Annotated in this window: 9 protein-coding genes and 2 pseudogenes; 2 read left to right on the top strand and 9 right to left on the bottom strand. The window is 62.1% G+C overall.

Annotated features, from left to right (window positions below):
* Positions 1–26: 26 nt before the first annotated feature.
* From KZJ38_RS04345 to leuS, 6 genes are all read right to left on the bottom strand, one after another.
* Positions 27–7484: a YadA-like family protein gene (locus KZJ38_RS04345; RefSeq protein ID WP_246641636.1), complete on the bottom strand. Its 7458-nt coding sequence runs from the start codon at positions 7482–7484 to the stop codon at positions 27–29.
* Positions 7485–8506: 1022 nt separating this feature from the next.
* Entirely contained in the window at positions 8507–8923 is a 417-nt protein-coding gene (locus KZJ38_RS04340) for a CopD family protein (RefSeq protein ID WP_219798936.1), read from the bottom strand.
* A 46-nt stretch (positions 8924–8969) separates the two neighbouring features.
* On the bottom strand, positions 8970–10241 hold the full coding sequence (locus KZJ38_RS04335) for a glutamate-5-semialdehyde dehydrogenase (RefSeq protein ID WP_219800110.1): 1272 nt from the start codon (positions 10239–10241) through the stop codon (positions 8970–8972).
* Between the two features lie 196 nt (positions 10242–10437).
* Complete coding sequence (gene holA, locus KZJ38_RS04330) at positions 10438–11598, bottom strand: DNA polymerase III subunit delta (RefSeq protein ID WP_219798935.1); 1161 nt, start codon at positions 11596–11598, stop codon at positions 10438–10440.
* Between the two features lie 34 nt (positions 11599–11632).
* A complete protein-coding gene (locus KZJ38_RS04325; protein WP_219798934.1) occupies positions 11633–12184 on the bottom strand; it encodes an LPS-assembly lipoprotein LptE in 552 nt (183 codons plus the stop codon).
* Positions 12185–12294: 110 nt separating this feature from the next.
* The gene (gene leuS, locus KZJ38_RS04320) at positions 12295–14889 is read right to left on the bottom strand and encodes a leucine--tRNA ligase (RefSeq protein ID WP_219798933.1); all 2595 of its coding nucleotides are present in this window, start codon (positions 14887–14889) and stop codon (positions 12295–12297) included.
* 508 nt (positions 14890–15397) lie between these two features.
* Here leuS and KZJ38_RS37070 point away from each other — a divergent pair.
* Positions 15398–15922 (top strand): annotated as a pseudogene (locus KZJ38_RS37070) (ESPR-type extended signal peptide-containing protein); the annotation flags it as partial.
* A 338-nt stretch (positions 15923–16260) separates the two neighbouring features.
* Positions 16261–19113, top strand: a pseudogene (locus tag KZJ38_RS04305) (YadA-like family protein); the annotation flags it as partial.
* A gap of 177 nt (positions 19114–19290) precedes the next feature.
* Here the strand turns inward: KZJ38_RS04305 and KZJ38_RS04300 are convergent.
* The 3 genes from KZJ38_RS04300 to dapB all read right to left on the bottom strand — a co-directional run bounded on the left by KZJ38_RS04300 (position 19291) and on the right by dapB (position 21407).
* On the bottom strand, positions 19291–19755 hold the full coding sequence (locus KZJ38_RS04300; protein ID WP_219798931.1) for an ExbD/TolR family protein: 465 nt from the start codon (positions 19753–19755) through the stop codon (positions 19291–19293).
* A gap of 50 nt (positions 19756–19805) precedes the next feature.
* Positions 19806–20528 (bottom strand): MotA/TolQ/ExbB proton channel family protein, encoded by a 723-nt coding sequence (locus tag KZJ38_RS04295; RefSeq protein WP_219798930.1) that lies wholly within the window; start codon positions 20526–20528, stop codon positions 19806–19808.
* A gap of 81 nt (positions 20529–20609) precedes the next feature.
* Positions 20610–21407: a 4-hydroxy-tetrahydrodipicolinate reductase gene (dapB, locus tag KZJ38_RS04290; RefSeq protein WP_219798929.1), complete on the bottom strand. Its 798-nt coding sequence runs from the start codon at positions 21405–21407 to the stop codon at positions 20610–20612.
* Positions 21408–21545 lie beyond the last annotated feature (138 nt).

The raw sequence follows: 21545 nt of genomic DNA, 5'->3' as shown, positions 1-21545 counted from the left end.
TACTGCACCGCTCTTCCGCTTACTGCTTACCACTGGTACGAAGCACCCGCACCGACGGTCGTCCCGTTACCCGGGGCCATACCCGCACCAACCTTCACCTTCAGGTTCTGGGTGATGCGTGCCGAAGCGCCGAGCGCGACAGCCTGATAGCCCTTGTAGTTACCGGTACCGACACCGACCGCGATCGTCTTGCCCTGATCGACGTCCGGAATCATCGTCAGCGCGGTTGCCGCGGCGATACCGCCGTACGAGTTCTTCGCGACGCTGTTCACCTGCGACTGCATCGACTTCATGCTCTGATCGACGTAGTCCTTCGACGACATGCCGCTCGGCAATTCACCGATACGCGAATCCGTGTAGTTGTTCGCGCTTTGCACCGCCTCGTTCAACTGACCCACGTTGACCGCATCGGTCTTCTCGGTGCCATCAGCGACGTTGGTGATCTTCTTGCCACCTGCATCGTTGTTCCAGCTACCGCCGCCACCGCTGATGTTGGTCACCTGGCCTTCGACCACCGTGACACGGTTGTCGAGGTTCGTGACCTGACCTTGCAGCGCGGACAACTGACCGAAGTTCACCGCGTCGTACTTGCTCTTGCCGTCCGCGACGTTGGACAGGATCACCGGAGCACTCATGCCACCAGCGAGACCACCCAGCGTGATGCGGTCGTGAGCCGACGTGTCGTACATCACCACGTCGCCGATGTTGCCCGCGTTGTGGTTGATCTCGTCGATACGCTTGTTGGTCGTGAACAACTGCGAACCGTTGACCGCATCGTTGCTCGTTGCCGACAACTCACCCGCAGCAACGTTGTGCAGTGCGACCGGAGCCGTTGCACCCTTGCCACCGAACGTCACCGAGTCCTTCGTTGCGCTGTCGTACACCACGGCGAGCGACTTGCCCGTCGAGCCATCGATCACACCACCGTCAACCAGCGTGTTGGTGATGTTGGTGATGTCACTGGTGTTCTGCGTGACACGACCGTCGATGTTAGTGATCGCATCGCCAACCGTATGAACGGTCGTCGAGCCTTCGTTCAGCGCGTACGTCGGAGCCGAGATCGTGCCGTCCGCGTTCACCGTCGAGCCGCCGCCCAGCGCTGCCGCCGTGCTGCTAGCCGTGTTGAACAGCTGCGAGCCGTTGATCGCGTCCTTGCTGGTCGCGTTCACCGCGCCGGCCTTCACGTTCGCGATCGTCGTGCCGGCTGCGCCGCCGAGCGTGATCTTGCCCTTCGATGCGTCATCGTACGAGACGAACGAGTTCGTCACGTTGCCCGACGTATCGATGTTCAGACCCGCCGACTTCAGCTGAGCCACGTTCACCGCGTCCTTGTCCGCCTTACCGGCGTTCACGTTCGACAGGGTCGTGCCGTTGGCGCCGTTGAACGTCACGCGGTCATGCGCCGACGTGTCGTACTTGATGCCATCGACCGAACCGGTTGCCGCCTTCGCGTCCACCGCCGCCAGGGCCGAACCGACGTCGCCATACGTGCTGCCTGCGACGTTGTAGCTCGGCTTCTTGACCGTGCCGTCCGCGTTCACCGACGAACCGCCGCCCAGCGCTGCCGCCGTGCTGCTAGCCGTGTTGTACAGCTGCGAACCGTTGACCGCGTCCATGCTGGACGAGCTGACTGCGCCCGCCTTCACGTTCGTGATCGTCGTGCCTGCTGCACCACCTGCCAACGACACCTTGTCGTGCGCCGACGAGTCGTACTTCACGGCATCCGCGAGCTGACCGTTGATCGTGGTGATCTGCGTGTTCAGCGTCGTGATGTCGCCGGTGTTCTTCGCCACGTTCTGGTTCGTCGCGTAGAGCTGCGAACCGTTCACCGCGTCCATGCTGGTGGCGCTAAGCGCGCCGGCCTTCACGTTCGACAGCGTCGTGCCGCTGGCGCCGTTGAACGTCACCTTGTCATGCGCCGAGGTGTCGTAGCTCACGCCGTCGACCGAACCGGAACCTGCTTGCGATGCCAGTGCGGAGAATGCCGAACCCACATCCGTGTACGTGTTGCCGCCGATCGCGTAGCTCGGCTTCTTCACCGAACCGTCCGCGTTCACCGTCGCACCGCCGCCGAGCGCAGACGTCACGCCCTTCAACTGCGACACGTTGACCGCGTCGAAGTCTTGCGTACCGGCCGCCACGTTGATCACCTGACGACGCACCAGCGACGTGCCCATACCCGGCACTGCCGACGAGCCGACCGAGACCGTGTTCGCACGGTTATCGTCCGAGCTGTTCGCGCCCAGCACCACGCTGCCTTCGGTAGCGGCGACGATGTTGCTGCCGATGCCGACGGTGTTCTTGCCACCGATCGACACGTTGCTACCGATCGCCACTGCGTTGTCCGAACCCGTGTTCACTTCGGTGCCGTTGCTGCCGATGGCCACCGAGTTGATCGAAGCCGCCGAAACCGTCGAACCGATACCGACCGCGGAATCCGCGCCGATCGCGATGTTCTGGCCGACCGCAACGCCGTTGCTGCCCAGCACGCTGACGTTCTGACCCGCTGCCACTGCGTTATCCGCATTAGCGTGGGCGTTCAGACCCATTGCGATGCCGTTCTTGCCGAGCGCGTCGGTCGGGGTCGACAACGTCGTCGGACCCGAGACGATCAGCTGATCCGGCGTCTTGCTGGACGTCGCACCGAGCAACATCGTCGAGGCGCCGAGCATGCCGTTGTTCTTCACGCCGGAGCCCGAGATCGCCGCACCGATAGCCGTGTTCATCTGGCCCACCGTCACCGCATCGGTGATGCTCGTACCGTCAGCGACGTTCACGATACGGCGCTTGCCTGTCGTCGAACCGACCGCGAACGTGTTCGCTTGCGACGTCGACGAACCGAAACCGATCGCCACCGAGTTGGTTGCCATCGCACGGGCATTCGCGCCGATTGCGAGCGCGCCGTCGCCCATTGCCTGAGCGTAGCCACCGATTGCAACCGCGTCCGCACCGGAAGCCGTCGCGTCGAGCGCCGTCGTGTCGCCGAACTTGATGTACTTCAGCTTCGGCGCGATTTCGACCATCGCCGACGACATATCGGTAATACGCGTGTCGAGCGCGGTCACCGCACCATCCACGCCGTCGACCGTCTTGCCGCCGACCGAGTACTCAGGCATCGAAATGGTGCCGTCCGGATTGACCGTCGAACCGCCGCCGAGTGCCTTCGTTTCGCTGGCAGCGAGCGAGTAGAGCTGCGAACCGTTGATTGCGTCCGTGCTCGATGCGCTAACTGCACCGGCCTTCACGTTGGTGATCGTCGTACCTGCCGCACCACCTGCCAGCGTGACCTTGCCCTTGGTCGCGTCGTCGTATGCAACGAACGAGTTCGTCACATTGCCCGACGTGTCCACGTTCAGACCCGCTGCCTTCAGCTGCGCCAAGTTCACTGCGTCCATGTCCGCCGTACCGGCCGTCACGTTCGACAGCTTCGTGCCGTTCGAACCATTGAACGTCACCTTGTCGTGCGCCGACGAGTCGTACTTCACGCCGTCAATCGAACCCGTGGCCGCCTTCGCGTCCACCGCTGCGAGCGCTGAACCGACATCGCCGTACGTGCTGCCGGCAACGTTGTAGCTCGGCTTCGTGATCTTGCCGTTCGCGTCCACCGTCGTGCCGCCGCCCAGCGCTGCCGCCGTGCTGTTCGCCGTGTTGTACAGCTGCGAGCCGTTGATCGCGTCCATGCTCGATGCGTTGACCGCACCGGCCTTCACATTCGTGATCGTCGTGCCTGCTGCACCACCTGCCAGCGTGACCTTGCCCTTCGTCGCGTCGTCATAGGCGACGAACGAGTTCGTCACCGTGCCCGACGTGTCGACATTCAGGCCGGCTGCCTTCAGCTGCGCGAGGTTGACCGCTTCGTTGTCGGCCTTTGCAGCCTTCACGTTGCTGATCGTCGTGCCTGCCGAACCACCTGCCAGCGTGACCTTGCCCTTCGTCGCATCGTCATACGCAACGAACGAGTTCGTCACCGCGCCCGACGTGTCGATGTTCAGGCCCGCTGCTTTCAGCTGGGCGACGTTCACCGCGTCCTTGTCCGCCTTACCGGCGTTCACGTTCGACAGCGTCGTGCCGTTCGAACCGTTGAACGTCACCTTGTCGTGCGCCGACGTGTCGTACTTCACCACGTCGCCCATCTGCGCGTTGATGTTGGTGACTTGCGTCGACAGCGAGCTCACGTTCTGGTTCGTGGCGTACAGTTGCGCGCCGTTCACCGCCTCCGTGCTGGTGGCGTTCAATGCACCCGCCTTCACGTTGGTGATCGTCGTGCCCGCCGAGCCGCCTGCCAGCGTGACCTTGCCCTTGGTCGCGTCGTCGTATGCAACGAACGAGTTCGTCACATTGCCCGACGTGTCCACGTTCAGACCCGCTGCCTTCAGCTGCGCCAAGTTCACTGCGTCCATGTCCGCCGTACCGGCCGTCACGTTCGACAGCTTCGTGCCGTTCGAACCATTGAACGTCACCTTGTCGTGCGCCGACGAGTCGTACTTCACGCCGTCAATCGAACCCGTGGCCGCCTTCGCGTCCACCGCTGCGAGCGCTGAACCGACATCGCCGTACGTGCTGCCGGCAACGTTGTAGCTCGGCTTCGTGATCTTGCCGTTCGCGTCCACCGTCGTGCCGCCGCCCAGCGCTGCCGCCGTGCTGTTCGCCGTGTTGTACAGCTGCGAGCCATTGACCGCGTCCATGCTCGATGCGTTGACTGCACCGGCCTTCACGTTCGTGATCGTCGTGCCTGCCGCGCCACCTGCCAGCGTGACCTTGCCCTTCGTCGCGTCGTCGTAGGCGACGAACGAGTTCGTCACCGTGCCCGACGTGTCGATGTTCAGTCCCGCTGCCTTCAGCTGGGCGACGTTCACCGCGTCCTTGTCCGCCTTACCGGCGTTCACATTCGAGATGGTCGTGCCGTTCGTGCCTGCCAGCGTGACCTTGCCCTTCGTCGCATCGTCATACGCAACGAACGAGTTCGTCACCGTGCCCGACGTGTCGATGTTCAGGCCTGCTGCCTTCAGCTGCGCTACGTTCACTGCATCCGTGTCGGCCGAGCCCGTGGACACGCCCTTCAGTTGACGCGCGCCAGCCGTGCCGGTGAAGTCCACCGTCGTGCCGTCGGTTGCCTTCGCCACGGTGATCGCCTTCGTCGTCTTGTCCTGCTGGACCAGACCGATCGTGCCGTTGTTGATGTTATTCGTCAGGTTCGTGATCGACGTCGTGTTGCCGGTCGTCGCCGTATCGATCGCAGCCAGCGCCGAGCCAACATCGCCCTTCGTCTGACCCTGGACCGTGTACGTCGGCGCCTTGATCGTGCCGTCCGAGTTCACCGCGGCGCCACCACCCAATGCGGCGGCCGTGCTGCTGGCCTCACCGTACAGTTGCGAGCCGTTGATCGCGTCCTTGCTCGATGCGCTAACTGCACCGGCCTTCACGTTGGTGATCGTCGTGCCTGCCGAACCGCCTGCCAGCGTGACCTTGCCCTTCGTCGCATCGTCATACGCAACGAACGAGTTCGTCACCGCGCCCGACGTGTCGATGTTCAGGCCCGCTGCTTTCAGCTGGGCGACGTTCACCGCGTCCTTGTCCGCCTTACCGGCGTTCACGTTCGACAGCGTCGTGCCGTTCGAACCGTTGAACGTCACCTTGTCGTGCGCCGACGTGTCGTACTTGACCGCGTCGACCGAGCCCGACCCTGCCTTCGAGTCCACAGCGGCGAGTGCCGTACCGACGTCGTTATACGTACCGCCCGCCACGTTGTAGCTCGGCTTCTTGATCGAACCGTCCGTGTTCACGCCAGCGCCGCCGCCCAATGCCGTCGTCACGCCCTTCAGCTGCGAAACGTTGACTGCGTCGAAGTCTTGCGTACCCGCTGCGACGTTGATGACCTGGCGACGCACGAGCGACGTGCCCATGCCCGGCACGGCCGAGGAGCCGACCGATACCGTATTCGCACGGTTGTCGTCGGAGCTGTTCGCACCGAGCACCACGCTATTCGCGGTGCCGACAATGATGTTGCTGCCGAGACCGACGGAATTCTGGCCACCGACCGACACGCCGCTACCGATCGCGACAGCATTCGCCGCGCCGGTGTTGACTTCCGTGCCGTTGCTGCCGATAGCGACCGCGTTTTCGGACGCTACGGACGTGCCCACACCGATGCCGACGGCGGAATCCGCGCCGACCGCGATGTTCTGGCCGACTGCAACGCCGTTCGCGCCGAGCACGCTGACGTTCTGACCGGCGGCCACTGCGTTATCCGCATTGGCGTGCGCGTTCAGACCCATCGCGATGCCGTTCCGGCCGATGGCGTCGGTCGGAGTGGACAGGCTAGTCGGGCCGGAGACGATCAACTGATCCGGCGTCTTGCTCGAGGCGGTCGCGCCGAGCAGCATCGTCGATGCGCCGAGCATGCCGTTGCTCTTCACGCCGGAGTTCACGATCGCCGCGCCGATGGCCGTGTTCATCTGGCCGAGCGTGACCGCATCGCTGACGCCGGTCGCGTCTGCAACGTTGACGACGCGACGCTTCAACGTGGTGGAACCGACTGCGAAGGTGTTGTCTTGCGTAGCCGACGAGCCGTAGCCGACCGCGACGGAGTTCGCGCCCATTGCACGAGACTGCGCGCCGATTGCGAGCGAGTTTGCACCAATTGCTTGGGCGTAGCCGCCGATTGCGACGGAGTTCTCGCCGGAAGCCGTGGCGTCCAGTGCGGTCGTGTCGCCGAACTTGACGTACTTCATCTTGCTGGCGATATCCACATTGTTAGCTGTGGCATTGGTGATGCGCGTGTCGAGTGCGCTCACCGCGCCGTCGACGCCGCTTACTGACTTACCGTCGACTGAATAGGTTGGCTTCGAGATGCTGCCGTCGGTGTTGACAGCTGAACCGCCACCCAGCGCTGCTGCTTCGCTTGCTGCAAGCGTGAAGAGCTGCGAGCCGTTGATCGCGTCTTTGCTCGTTGCATTGACTGCGCCGGCCTTCAGGTTTGTGATCGTCGTGCCTGCCGAGCCGCCTGCCAGCGTGACCTTGCCCTTCGTCGCATCATCGTAGGCGACGAACGAGTTCGTCACCGCACCCGACGTATCGATGTTCAGGCCCGCTGCCTTCAGCTGGGCGACGTTCACCGCGTCCTTGTCCGCCTTGCCGGCGTTCACGTTCGACAGCGTCGTGCCGTTTGCACCGCTGAACGTCACCTTGTCGTGTGCCGACGTGTCGTATTTCACGCCGTCAGCCGAGCCGGTCGATGCCTTCGCGTCCACTGCGCTCAGCGCTGCGCCGACGTCGCCGTAGGTGCTGCCTGCAACGTTGTAGCTCGGCTTCTTGATCGTGCCGTCCGCGTTCACTGCGGCGCCACCGCCCAGTGCCGTCGTCACGCCCTTGAGCTGCGAGACGTTCACCGCATCGTTATCCGCCGTGCCGTTTGCAACGTTGGTGATCTTGTTGCTCCCCATGTCCATCTGGCTAAGCACATTCACGGTAGTGCCAGCCTTCAATTCAAGAGCGCCGTTGTACCATCCGCGGACATAGGTCGTTGCGCCTTCAAATCCGGCACCACCGTCTGTCGACGACTGATTGGCGTCCAACGTAAAGTCCGCACCGTCATTCGACCCACTGGTACAGCCAATTCCGATGCTGCTGCTGCTGCTAGGCCCATATGCAGTTCCACCGCTGCCATAACCACCGTTACATAGGCGCAGCGCACCCTTAGCCATCGCTTCAGGCGCATAACCGCTAGCCGCGACAAGCAGGGTCCCTGCGATCAGGCTTCCGCCAACGGCAGACAAAGTTGTGCCGCGAGATTTTTTCCCACGTCCCTTCGCATTCTCCTGCACCGCCATCCACGTCCCGGTGGACTCATTCCAAACTGACCGATAAGCCTTATTCATCGCACAATCCTAAAAATCTCGGAATAACCTTTGCAGCTAAAACAGACGCAAAAACATCCCGCGGCGCCGAGCAATCGGAGCCTTTAGCCAAAGAAAAAATGGAGCACTTCAGACCGGCCTCGGGACACGAGAAGTCGTGAACCGCTGTCGCGTGTCAATCGGCCGAAGCCGGGAGGTGGGATAGGAGAAAATTTGAGAAGAGAGAGAGTTCGCCCAGCCCATCTACCGCGATGTGAACTTTATGGGACGCCCTCTTAAGGGAATATCGGACAACTCCGAATAGGGACTTGCCGGAGGCCGATCAAAGCAAGCAAGAAAGGAAGGCGAAAGAAATTCCGCGCTAGCCGAAATCCGTCGTGTCAAAGGGCGGAGCGTGCGCACGTGATGCAAAAGAAGGCGGCGGTGCGAAGATAGGCACTACTTGCGTATTGCCAGTAATTCGTCGAAACGTCTAAACGAAATGGACTGCGATGCGAATCGGCACATAAGCGCCGCGAAGATAACCAACGTGATAGTCGGTCAAAAAAAGAAGAGCTTGATACGCAACAAAAGACGCTAAAGAAGGTTCACTAACTTATTTTAGCGTCTATGCCGGTAATTGAAGAGCACCGAGAGAACAACAAGTTACTTTAAAACGGCTTGATCACCACCAGCGCCACCGCTGCCAGCATGCCCAGCACCGGAAGCTCATTAAACATCCGATACCACTTGTGCGAGCGACGATTCTCGCCGCGCTCGAACGTCCGCAGCAATACGCCGCAGTAGACGTGGTAAATCACCAGTAATACAACCACGCCGACCTTCGCGTGAATCCATCCTTGCCCGCGCCCGATGCCGACCGCGAGCCAAAGCCAAAGCCCACAGGCAAGCGCAGGCACGGCGATAAACGACATAAAGCGAAACAGCTTGCGCGCCATGATCAGTAATCGTGCGACGGCCGCTGGCTCCGTCTCCATCGCAAGATTGACGTAAATCCGCGGCAAATAGAAAAGCCCGGCGAACCACGCAGCGATCAATACGATGTGAAACGTTTTGATCCAAAGCATCAAGAGTCCTTATTCTGCATTTTTGATGTCAATCAGACAAACAAGCTTATTGGCGCCCTTCGCCATGTCCCAACACGACATACTTGAGAGACGTCAGGCCTTCAAGCCCCACAGGCCCGCGCGCGTGCAGTTTATCGTTGGATATCCCGATCTCAGCGCCGAGGCCAAACTCGAAACCGTCTGCGAAACGCGTCGACGCATTCACCATCACGCTCGCCGAATCTACTTCGCGCAGAAAGCGCATCGCGCGGTCGTGATCTTCGGTGACGATTGCATCCGTGTGTGCGGAGCCGTACGTGTTGATGTGCTCGATCGCGTCATCAAGGCCGTCGACGATTTTCACTGCAAGCACCGGCGCGAGATACTCGGTACTCCAATCCTCTTCGGTTGCATCGACTAACGGCGCAACACCAGCAGCCTCGAGCACAACACGCGCTGCGGAATCCACGCGCAATTCAACCTCTTTTTCGCGATAGAGCTTGCCGAGCTGCGGCAAGATCCTCGGTGCGATCTCGCGTGCGACCAGCAGCGTCTCCATCGTGTTGCACGTGCCGTAGCGATGCGTCTTTGCGTTATCACAAACATTCATCGCCTTCGCGATATCCGCGCGATCGTCGACATACACATGACAGATGCCGTCGAGATGCTTGATCATCGGCACGCGCGCCTCTTCCATCAGCCGCGCGATCAGGCTCTTGCCGCCGCGCGGCACGATTACGTCGACGTATTCGGTCATCGTGATCAGCTTGCCCACGGCTGCTCGGTCCGATGTCTCAACCACCAGCACTGCATCTTGCGGCAAACCGGCCGCATCGAGTCCTTCGCCGATCAGTTTGGCCAGCGCCGTATTGCATTCGAGCGCCTCGGACCCGCCGCGCAAAATCGTCGCATTGCCCGACTTCAGACACAGCGCCGCCGCATCGATCGTCACATTCGGCCGCGACTCATAGATGATGCCGATCACGCCCAGCGGCACGCGCATCTGCCCGACCTGAATGCCGCTCGGCCGGTATTTCAGATTGCTGATCTCGCCGATCGGATCCGGCAGCGCCGCAACCTGGCGCAAGCCTTCGACCATCGTCTTCAGCGCCTTGTCGGAGAGCGTGAGGCGGTCAACGAACGCCGCATCCAGGCCCTTCTCGCGAGCGCGCGTAACGTCCCGCCCGTTCGCTTCCTTTAGCTGCGTTGCGTCGCGCTCGATCGCGTGTGCAATGGCCTCTAGCGCGGCATTCTTCGCCGCCGTCGACGCCCGCGCCATCGCGCGCGACGCCTTGCGCGCGCGTTGGCCGAGGTCGGTCATGTACTGGTCGATATCCATCGTGAGTCTCATGCGGTCACGCTGCCTCGGGTTTTGAGGGCGCGGCCGCTGTCAGTTAGCGAACCTTGGATCGATTGTAAGTCGGAGAAGCGATTTGCACGTCAAGGCTAAAGTGAACCCGGGCCCAGACTGCGGCCGCTACAAGGGCCATGAGCGCCGGACCATCGGCCGCCAGGATCAGGGGAACCCGTCAAAACTACGACGGCCGCCTCCCGACCGCCCCCGCGGGCGCCGGTCGCCCGGCTGGCGGCACACGCGGCGAGCCGCCGGCCGGGCCCGCGCCTTTTCCCGCGCTCGGTGCTGGAGCTGCGGCTACTGTCATTGCGAGTTCGAACAATCCTGCCCATGGATCAGGCGGTGGATCGCCAGCGCGACGACTGCCGGGCGCGCTTCCCGATAAGCCTTTCACTTGCCGATCCAGCCGCGCGGCCAGGCTCAGCGCCTTCTCCAGTGCGCGCTCGGTCACACGCGATAGAGCAGGTCCGACGAGCCGCTCGCGCGGCCCCCACACGCGGTTTTCGCGCAGCAGCATCGCGAGCGGCTTGCCCGCGGCGACACCGCGCTTGATGCGCAGCAGTGTCCGTATCTCTTCGACCACCGCCCACAGCACGAGCACCGCGGCCTCGCCTTCGCCGCGCAGGCCGTCGAGCATCCTCGATAAGCGGCCGACGTCGCCGGCCAGCATCGCCTCGTTAAGCTTGAACACGTCGTAGCGCGCGACGTTGAGCACCGCGTCGTGAATCTGCTCGAACGTAAGCACACCGGCCGGATACAGCAGCCCAAGCTTCTGAATCTCCTGATGCGCAGCCAGCAGATTCCCTTCGACGCGCTCGCCCATAAACTGCAGCGCACGCCGTCCTTCATCGCCGGGCGCTACGCGCTGCTGCTGAAGCGCGAGCCGCTGCCCGATCCAGTTCGGCAGCTGCGCGCGTTCGACAGGATCGATCTTCAACGCAACACCTGCATCGGCAAGCGTGGTGAACCACCCAGCCTTCTGCGTCGCCGCATCGAGCCGCGGCAGCGTGATAAGCGTCAGCACATCCGGATTTGCAGCGTCGGCCAGCGTCTTCAGCGCTTCGGCGCCTTCTTTGCCGGGCTTGCCGGTCGGAATACGCAGTTCGACCAGTTGCTTGTCACCAAACAACGACATCGACTGACTCGCCCCAAGCAGCGAACTCCAGTCAAAGCCCCGCTCGACCGTGAACACATTGCGGTCCGTAAAGCCCGCTGCGCGCGCAGCCGCGCGAATGCGATCGCAGGCTTCCTGCGCGAGCAGATGCTCGTCGCCATACACGACATACAGGCCAGCGAGCCCTTTCGTCAGATGCGGTTCAAGCGCGTCAAGTCGCAGTTGCATGGTCGGATTTAGCGATAAACAAAGGCAACACTGATCAAAGCGGCGGCGGGGGTAGCGGCGCGTGCGGCACCACGGCCGGCACGCCCTGCCCCGGCGCCGGATGCAGCGACTTCACGATCGCCAGACGCCGCCACAATTGATCGACCGCGTCGTTACGCATGTCCGCGTAAAGAATGTCGGCCTCGGCCGCCTTTGACTGCGAGAACTGATCGCTATAGGTCATGGCGCGATTCAGCGAAATCACGCTCGTTGGAATCAGCAGCGTTCCGTCCGCGCCAACCAGTGTGTAGTTGATCGAATACGTCAACGCGTACTCTTCGACCACGCCGAGCGAATTCAGCGTCAACACGCTGTTGCCGAGCGATTCGGTTATGCGCAGCACCGCGTCCGCATTGGCGGGCGAATTGACGATGACAGTATCGCTGCCGCCCTGGACGACGCGCGTCAGGCGCGCGGCGAACGCCGGCGGCGCGCCGGCGATGGCGAGGCGCTTGAACGCGTAGTCCGACTGGCCGCGCAGCTGGAAGCCGCACGCGGACAACATCATTACGCTGCACGCGAGCGTCAGAAACGATCTGCGAGTCACTTTGGCTCCTGGGTTCGCAGTTAATTCTTGGCACACGGCGAAACAGCCGTGAAAGGCAGCGGAAGCGCATTGCGACGCCCGCGCCGCGCTTTTCGCATGCGCGCCTGCAATCACGCGACGATATTCACGAGCCGGCCCGGCACGATAACGACCTTCTTCGGCGGCCGCCCTTCGCTGAACTTCGCGAACATCTCATGCGCGAGCGCAGCCTGTTCGATCGTTTCGCGCGGTGCGTCCTTTGCAATGGTCAGCGCGCCGCGCACCTTGCCGTTCACCTGCAGCACGAGTTCGATCTCGGCCTGTTCGAGCGCCTTTTCGTCGACCTTCGGCCATGGCGCGTCGAGCAGTACGCCAAATTCTTCGGCATAGCCGAGTTCCTGCCACAGCTGGAACGTCACGTGCGGCACAACCGGATACAGCACGCGCAGCAGGATGCCATACGTCTCGCGCAGCACGCCCGGGTTCGCATCGCGCGCGCCTTCGATTGCGTTGAGCATCTTCATCGCGGCCGAGACGACGGTGTTGTATTGCAGACGCTGATAGTCGAAATCGGCCTGCTTCAGCACGCTGTGGATCTCGCGACGCACGGTCTTCTCAACGTCCGCCAGTTGCGATGCGTCAAACGATGCGGGCTTCCGCAACGCCGCGTGATTCGCTTGCGCGAACGCCCACAGGCGCCGCAGGAACCGGCTCGCGCCTTCGACGCCCGCACCCGACCACTCGAGTTGCTGCTCCGGCGGCGCGGCAAACATCGTAAAGAGACGCGCAGTATCAGCGCCGTACTGATCGATCAGCACCTGCGGGTCGACACCGTTGTTCTTCGACTTCGACATCTTCTCGACGCCGCCGAGCACGACCGGCTGACTATCCGAATTGAGCGTCGCACCGATCGGACGACCCTTGTCGTCATGCGTGACCGTCACGTCGGCCGGGTTGTACCACGTCTTCTTGCCGGTCTTGTCTTCGCGGTAGAAGGTCTCGTTGAGCACCATCCCTTGCGTGAGCAGGTTCTTCGCGGGCTCGCCGAACTTGACGATGCCGAGATCGCGCGACACCTTCGCCCAGAAGCGCGAGTACAGCAGGTGAAGAATCGCGTGCTCGATGCCGCCGATGTACTGATCCATCGGCATCCAGTAATCGGTGCGCGCGTCGACCATCGTCTTCGCATCGGGCGCCGCGTAGCGGTAGAAGTACCACGACGAATCGACGAAGGTGTCCATCGTGTCGGTTTCGCGCTTCGCCGCGCCGCCGCACTTCGGGCACGTGCAATTGACGAACGCTTCGGACTTCGCGAGCGGATTGCCGGTGCCGTCCGGCACGAGGTCTTCGGGCAGCACGACGGGCAGATCCTGCTCGGGCACCGGCACGTCGCCGCACGTCGGGCAGTGGATGATCGGAATCGGCGTGCCCCAATAGCGCTGACGCGAAATACCCCAATCGCGCAGGCGATAGGTGATTTGTTTGTCGCCGACGCCGAGCGCTTTCAGATCGGCCGCGATCGCATCGACGGCCTGCGTGTAGTTGAGCCCGTCGTACTTGCCGCTGTTGACCAGGACGCCGTTTTCCTTGTCGCCGTACCACTCTTGCCAGGCGTCGGTCGAAAAGCTCTGGCCTTCAACCGCCACTACCTGCTTGACCGGAATACCGTACTTCTTCACGAATGCGAAATCGCGCTCGTCGTGCGCCGGCACGCCCATCACCGCGCCTTCACCGTAGCTCATCAGCACGTAGTTGCCGATCCACACTTCGACTTGCTGCTGCGTGAGCGGATGCGTGACGTAGAAGCCAGTCGCCATGCCCTTCTTTTCCATCGTCGCCATATCGGCTTCGGCGACGCCGCCGTGCTTGCATTCGTCGATGAATGCTTGCAGGTCGGGCTTGCCCTGCGCGAGGCGCGTCGCGAGCGGATGCTCGGCGGCGATTGCGGCGAATGTGACGCCCATGATCGTGTCGGCGCGCGTCGTGAACACGCGCAGCAGCTTCTTCTCGCCGTCGATTTCATACGGGAAACCGAAGTTCACGCCGAAGCTCTTGCCGATCCAGTTCTGCTGCATGACCTTCACGCGCTCGGGCCAGCCGAGGCCTTCGAGGTCGTTCAGCAGTTCGTCGGCGTACTGCGTGATGCGCATGTAGTACATCGGGATTTCGCGCTTCTCGACGACCGCGCCCGAGCGCCAGCCCTTGCCGTCGATCACCTGCTCGTTCGCGAGCACCGTTTGATCGACCGGGTCCCAGTTCACCGTGCCCGTCTTCTTATACGCGATGCCTTTCTCGAGCATCTTCAGGAACAGCCACTGGTTCCACTTGTAGTAGTCGGGCTTGCAGGTGGTGACTTCGCGCGACCAGTCGATCGCGAGGCCCATCGACTGCATCTGCCCCTTCATGTACGCGATGTTGTCGTACGTCCACTTCGCCGGCGGCACGTTGTTTGCCATCGCCGCGTTCTCGGCGGGCATGCCGAACGCGTCCCAGCCCATCGGCATCAGCGTGTTGTAGCCGTTCATCCGCAGGTAACGGTACATCACGTCGTTGATCGTGTAGTTGCGCACGTGCCCCATATGCAGCTTGCCCGACGGGTACGGCAGCATCGACACGCAATAGAACTTGGGCTTGCTGGCGGTTTCCGCCGTCTTGTAGGCGTCGGTCGCGCGCCATTGAGATTGCGCGGCGGATTCGACGTCGGATGGGATGTACTTTTCTTGCATGGTTGGGTGGTGTCGCTGGGTCGGTCCGGAGGCACTGGGCCGCTTGCCCGGCTGGGTCAAATGTCGTCGGATCCCCGGTTTTGGGGAAAGTGCTGATTATACCGTCCGGTGGGGGCGGCGCCGGGCGGTGCGGGCCGGTTGCGCGGCGCGCGACCGGTGAGAGGCGCTGCCACCCAGTGGTGCGTCTCCGCATCCTGGAGGCGTGAAGACCCGACAACCTGGTTTGCGTTTCTATCCGCTATTAGCCGCCATTCAATTTTCTTTCTACAAAGTTTCCTGACTTCAAACTCAATCGAGTCTTAAGCGGCACGGCGGCTTTTCGCCCAAAAAATAAGACGGTTTAAGAATCCTCCGATGCCTATCTCAATATTCGATCTCTAGAATTTTCCTTGTTGCGCTGACTGTCCCAAAGGACAGAACCACGAAAAGCTCAGGAACTAGAGCATTTTATTTCGTAGCAGGGAGCGCACTGCTTCGGTCTTTTTTAGATTATTTTTGGGATCGAATTATGAATCGCGCTTACCGTATCGTTTGGAATGCCGTTACTGCAACTTGGAATGTCGCGCAAGAAAATGCAAAGGGCCGCAAGAAATCTTCATCGCTCAAGTTGGCAATTGTCGGCGCAGTGCTCTGTGCAGGTGGGCTTGGTGGGCTGATGTCTAGCGGCACGGCTATGGCTGGTCAGCCGATCAATGGCAGCTTGCAATTGTGTGGCGAGAGTGGCGGACATAGCTACGGTGACGTTAGCAATAATGGGGTGGGTTGCTATGGATGGAATAGCGACGAGGGTACTACCCATGGGACGGTTGCCTTTTCTCTGAACACTAATGGTGACTCGAACGGTGGAGCGGGTTTTGGCGATTCGGTAGCACGTGTTACCGGCTGGTCGGATGGTACGCTCGTATTGAAGGGTACGGCGGGCATCAGCATGGTCGGCGCCGTGCTGATGAATAACAACAAGATCACGGGCTTGGGCGCCGGTACGGTGAGCGCAACGAGCACGGACGCGGTGAACGGTTCGCAACTGAACGCGACGAACACGAACGTGACGAACCTGTCGAACACGGTGAACAACATCACCAACGGCAACGCGGGGATCAAGTACTTCCACGTGAACTCGTCGCTGGCCGACTCGGCTGCAAACTACACGAACGATATCGCGATTGGCGGTGGCGCGGTGGCAACCGCGGGCGCCAAGACTGTGACGAGCGGCAACAACATCTCCATTGGTACCAATGCAAAGCGTACCATGGAGACTCCATCGCAATGGGTAACAATGCTGCGGCCGGGGGGCTGGGCTATACGGTGCAAAGCGGCTACAGCGTCGCCATCGGCTCGAACGCAAATGCGACGATGGTCGAGGGTACTTACGGCTATCAAACGGCAATCGGTGCAAATGCATCTGCGCAAAATGCGTATCTGGGCACCGCTCTTGGTGCAAACTCAACGGCGTCTGCGACCAATTCTGTCGCGCTGGGCGCCAATTCTGTCGCGGACACCGGAAACACCGTTTCGGTCGGTTCGTCAACGCTTAAACGTAAGATCACCAACGTTGCAAACGGCACGGCGGATAACGATGCAGTGAACGTCTCGCAGCTCAAGGGCGTGACGACGGCACTGGGCGGTGGCGCCGCAGTGAACGCGGACGGCACGGTCAAGGCGCCGTCCTATACGGTGCAAGGTCAGACGAAGGGCGATGTAGGCTCGGCGCTGACCGCACTTGACACGGCGACGACGGGCAACACGACGTCGATCACGAACCTGACGAACAACATCAACAACGGTACGGTGGGCCTGGTCCAGCAGGACGCAACGACCAAGGCGATCACGGTGGCGAAGGCAACCAACGGCACGACGGTGGACTTCACCGGCACGGCGGGCGCACGTCAGCTCAAGGGCGTGGCAGCAGGCAAGGCCGACACCGACGCAGTGAACATGTCGCAGCTTAAGGCGGCAGGCCTGAACGTGGACACCTCGGGCAATGTCTCGAACGCATTCGTCGCCTACGACGACGCCACGAAGGGCAAGGTCACGCTGGCAGGCGGTGCAGCAGGCACGACCATCACGAACGTGAAGGCCGGCGCCCTGAGCGCATCGAGCACCGACGCCGTGAACGGTTCGCAGCTGTACGCCGCGAACCAGAACGTCGCGCAAAACACCAGCGACATCACCACGTTGAACTCGAAGATCACCAACATCAACGGCTCGCTCGCTGACGCAGTTGCGTACGACTCATCGGCGCATGACAAGGTCACGCTGAACGGCGCGAACGGCACGACCATCACGAACGTGAAGGCTGGCGCAGTCAACGCCACGAGCACCGACGCCGTGAACGGCTCGCAGCTGAACGCGACCAACACGAACGTGACGAACCTGTCGAACACGGTGAACAACATCAGCAACGGTACGGTGGGCCTGGTCCAGCAGGACGCGACTACCAAGTCGATCACGGTCGCTAAGGCAACCAACGGCACGACGGTGGACTTCACCGGCACGGCTGGCGCACGTCAGCTCAAGGGAGTCGCAGCAGGCAAGGCCGACACCGACGCAGTGAACATGTCACAACTCAAGGCCGCAGGCCTGAACGTGGACACCTCGGGCAATGTCTCGAACGCTTTCGTCGCCTACGACGACGCCACGAAGGGCAAGATCACGCTGGCAGGCGGCGCAGCAGGCACGACGATCACGAACGTGAAGGCCGGCGTCCTGAGCGCATCGAGCACCGACGCCGTGAACGGCTCGCAGCTGTACGCCACGAACCAGAACGTCGCGCAAAACACCAGCGACATCACCACGTTGAACTCGAAGATCACCAACATCAACGGCTCGCTCGCTGACGCAGTTGCGTACGACTCATCGGCGCATGACAAGGTCACGCTGAACGGCGCGAACGGCACGACCATCACGAACGTGAAGGCTGGCGCAGTCAACGCCACGAGCACCGACGCCGTGAACGGCTCGCAGCTGTACAGCGTCAGCACCTCGATTGCGGACGCAATCGGCGGCGGCTCGACGGTCAACGCGGACGGCACGATCTCCGCACCGAGCTACACGGTTGACGGCACGACGGTTCACAACATCGGCGACGCGATCACCAACATCGACGAGCGCACGACGATCAACTCGACGGCGATCAGCAACATCAACGAGTCGTTGAACAACATCACGAACAACGGAACCGGCATCAAGTACTTCCACGCCAACTCGGTTCTGGCCGACTCGCAGGCAATCGGCACGGATGCGGTTGCAATCGGCGGCAACGCTCGTGCACAGGCAGACAACTCGGTCGCACTCGGCGCGAACTCGGTGTCTGATCGTGCGAACACGGTGTCAGTCGGCGCCGCCGGCGCGGAACGCCAGATCACGAACGTCGCAGCCGGCACAGCCGATACCGACGCCGTCAATCTCGGCCAGCTCAAAGCGGCAGGCCTGATCAACACCGACGGCACCGCAAACGCCGCAGCCACGTACGACCACAACGCCGACGGCTCGATCAACTACAACAGCATCACGATGGGCGACAACGTCGCAGGCGGCACGACCATCCACAACGTGGCGGCCGGCACCGACAGCATGGACGCGGTCAACGTGAGCCAGATGAACGAAGCCATCGCCAACGTGACGAACATCGCCAACAATTCGTCGAACCCGCTGTTCACGGCAAACGGCAGCCGCGAAACGGAAGCCGCAGTCGCAAGCGGCAACCACGCAACGGCGATGGGCGCCAACGCGAAGGCTTCGGCGGACAACTCCGTCGCCCTCGGCGCGAACTCGGTCGCTGACCGTGCGAACACCGTCTCGGTGGGCGCAGCGGGCAGCGAGCGCCAGATCGCCAACGTGGCGGCCGGTACGGAAGCCACCGACGCCGTGAACGTCGAACAGCTGAACGCTGCAGTAGGTGACGCAATCGGCAACATGCCCGCCGGCATGACCGCGAAGGACTACACCGATTCGCGCATCAACTCGGTGCAGAACACGGTGAATCAGGTCGCGAAGAACTCGTACGCCGGTATCGCAGCGGCGATGGCAATGCCGAACCTGACGCCGTCCCAGCCGGGCAAGACGGTCGTCGCAGCGGGCAGCGGCGTGTACAAGAGCGGCGCGGCCGCAGCGGTAGGCGTGACGCACCGTTCACGCAACGGCAAGTGGCTGACGAACGGCGCCTTGTCCGTGACCTCGACGGGCGACGCAGGTGCCCGAGTGCAGGTTGGCTACGAGTTCTAAGCTAAGCCTGAAACGGATGCGCTGGAAGTTGCGGCGTATTCCGATAACGTAGGTTTAAGCGCGGTTGACTGGTAACAGTCATCCGCGCTTTTTTGCATTTATCCAGCGGCGCGCCTTGCCGTCCTATTGCGGCGTCGAATCGTAGCGCTGTCCTTCAAAGCGCTGACGCCCGGCGCGCTACGGCCGATCAGTCGCCGCTTTACCCGAAGAACGTCGTTCATTGGGATCCGCCGGCGGCTGCGTCACAAACCCGATCCGCTCCAACCCCGCCTGCTGCGCCGCGCCCATCACCTGAGCAATCACCTCATACTGCGTGGTCCGTGCGGCGCGCAAATGAATTTCCGGCTGATCCTTCTGCTTGCCCGCTTCATCGAACCGTGCGCGCATCTGATCGAGCGTCACCGGCTTGTCATTCCAGTAGATTTTGCCCGCCGCATCAATGGAAAGCGTCACCGTCTGCGGCGTCTCGCGTGCCTCGGATGCGCTCACGCGCGGCAAGTCCAGCCGAATAGCGTGCGTGAAAAGCGGCGCCGTGATGATGAAAATCACCAGCAGCACGAGCATCACGTCAATCAGCGGCGTCATGTTGATGTCCGCCATCGGCGCCGCTGTCTTGTGCTTGTCGAGTCCGCCGAATGCCATGTCGCTGGGTCTCCGCGTCGTGTTGCGGGAATATGCCGCCGATGCGCGCGTTAGCGATGCGCGGCGGCGTTGCGGCTCGCCGCGTGTTCCGCGGCATCGCGTGGCTGCCGCTCCGCCGGTGCGCACAGGTACGCGTGCAAGTCGTGGGCGAAGCCGTCGAGTTCCTCGGACAATTGCCGCACAAGGCGTCCGAGCACGTTGTACGCAAGCACCGCAGGAATCGCGACTACGAGACCGAACGCGGTCATGATCAGCGCCTCGCCGACCGGCCCGGCGACATTCTCGATCATCGCCTGCCCGCTCTCCGCGATGCTGCCGAGCGCGTGATAAATGCCCCACACGGTGCCGAGCAGGCCAACGAACGGCGCCGTGCTTCCTACGGACGCGAGCAGCACCTGTCCGAACTCCAGCCGGCGCTGCGACTTGCTGAGCGCCTCTCGCAACGCACGCAGCACGCGCTCGCTGCGCTCGACGCGCGCGAGCATCGCGCCCGGAACTTCGACTTCCGATGCGCGCAGCGCAGCTTCCGCAAGCGGCGTAAAAACGCGCTCGCTGTCCGCGCGCCGCAGCGCGGCGACGCCATCGGACAATGTGGAAGCCTGCCAAAAAATAGAGATTGCGCGCGGCGCCTGCCGCTTCGCGCGCCCGAGCATCCAGCCTTTGACGATCAGGAAGCACCAGCTGGCAATCGACATTGCCGCCAGCACATAAGCAACGCCATGCGTGATGGCATCGCTGGTTTGCAGGTAGTGGAGAATGCCGGGGCTTGCCATCTGACCTCGCAGTTTGAAAACGCGCAGAACGGACGTGGACGTGACGCGCTAACGGGCCCGCCGCGCGTTTGCGCTAGCCGTTCACCGCAGCCCGAGCACGTCCTGCATATCGTACAGACCGTTCTCGCGTCCCGCGAGAAAACGCACCGCGCGCAACGCGCCCTGCGCATACGACAATCGGCTCGCCGATTTGTGCGCAATTTCGATGCGCTCGCCCGTGCCCGCAAACAGCACCGTGTGATCGCCGACAATATCGCCGCCGCGAATCGCGGAAAAACCAATCGTCGACGGATCGCGTTCGCCGGTCACACCATGCCGACCATACACCGCGCAATCATCAAGCTTACGGCCAAGCGCATCGGCGATCGTTTCGCCCATCATCAGCGCGGTGCCGGACGGCGCATCGACCTTATGACGATGATGCGCCTCGATAATCTCGATGTCGTAGCCTTGCGCGAAATGACGCGCGGCAAATTCGAGCAGCTTCAGCGTGACGTTGACGCCCACGCTCATATTCGACGAAAACACGATGCCGGTCTTTTCAGCCGCGGCGCGCAGCTGCCCCTTTTGCGCGTCATCAAAACCCGTCGTGCCGATGATGACCTTCACGTTGTGACGCATCGCCGCGTCGACGTGCGCGATCGTCCCCGCGGGACGCGTAAAGTCGATCAGATAGTCAGATTTCGCGAGCACGCCGTCGATGTCGTCCGATAACACGACGCCCGTTTCTTTGCCGAGGAATGCGCCTGCGTCCTGGCCCAGTTGCGGCGTCCCGGGGCGATCGAGCGCGCCCGAAAGCGTCATGTCAGATTCGTTGAGAACGGTTTCGATGAGCATGCGGCCCATACGGCCCGATGCGCCGGCAATGGCAATTTTCATGGCTGACTCGGTAACGTGTCTCGCGACGTGACTCGGCAACGGCATTGGCATGGGCCCGCACCGCGCCTGTGCGGCAATACGGAAACGGACCGCTGAATGGACCACTACAAGGCAGCCCCCCTAAAGCGGACCACCTAA

It is taken from the genome of Paraburkholderia edwinii (assembly GCF_019428685.1).
GTDB classification, from domain to species: Bacteria; Pseudomonadota; Gammaproteobacteria; order Burkholderiales; family Burkholderiaceae; genus Paraburkholderia; species Paraburkholderia edwinii.
The sequence above is the reverse complement of the archived record's forward strand: the minus strand, read 5'-3'. Positions and strand labels throughout refer to the sequence as shown.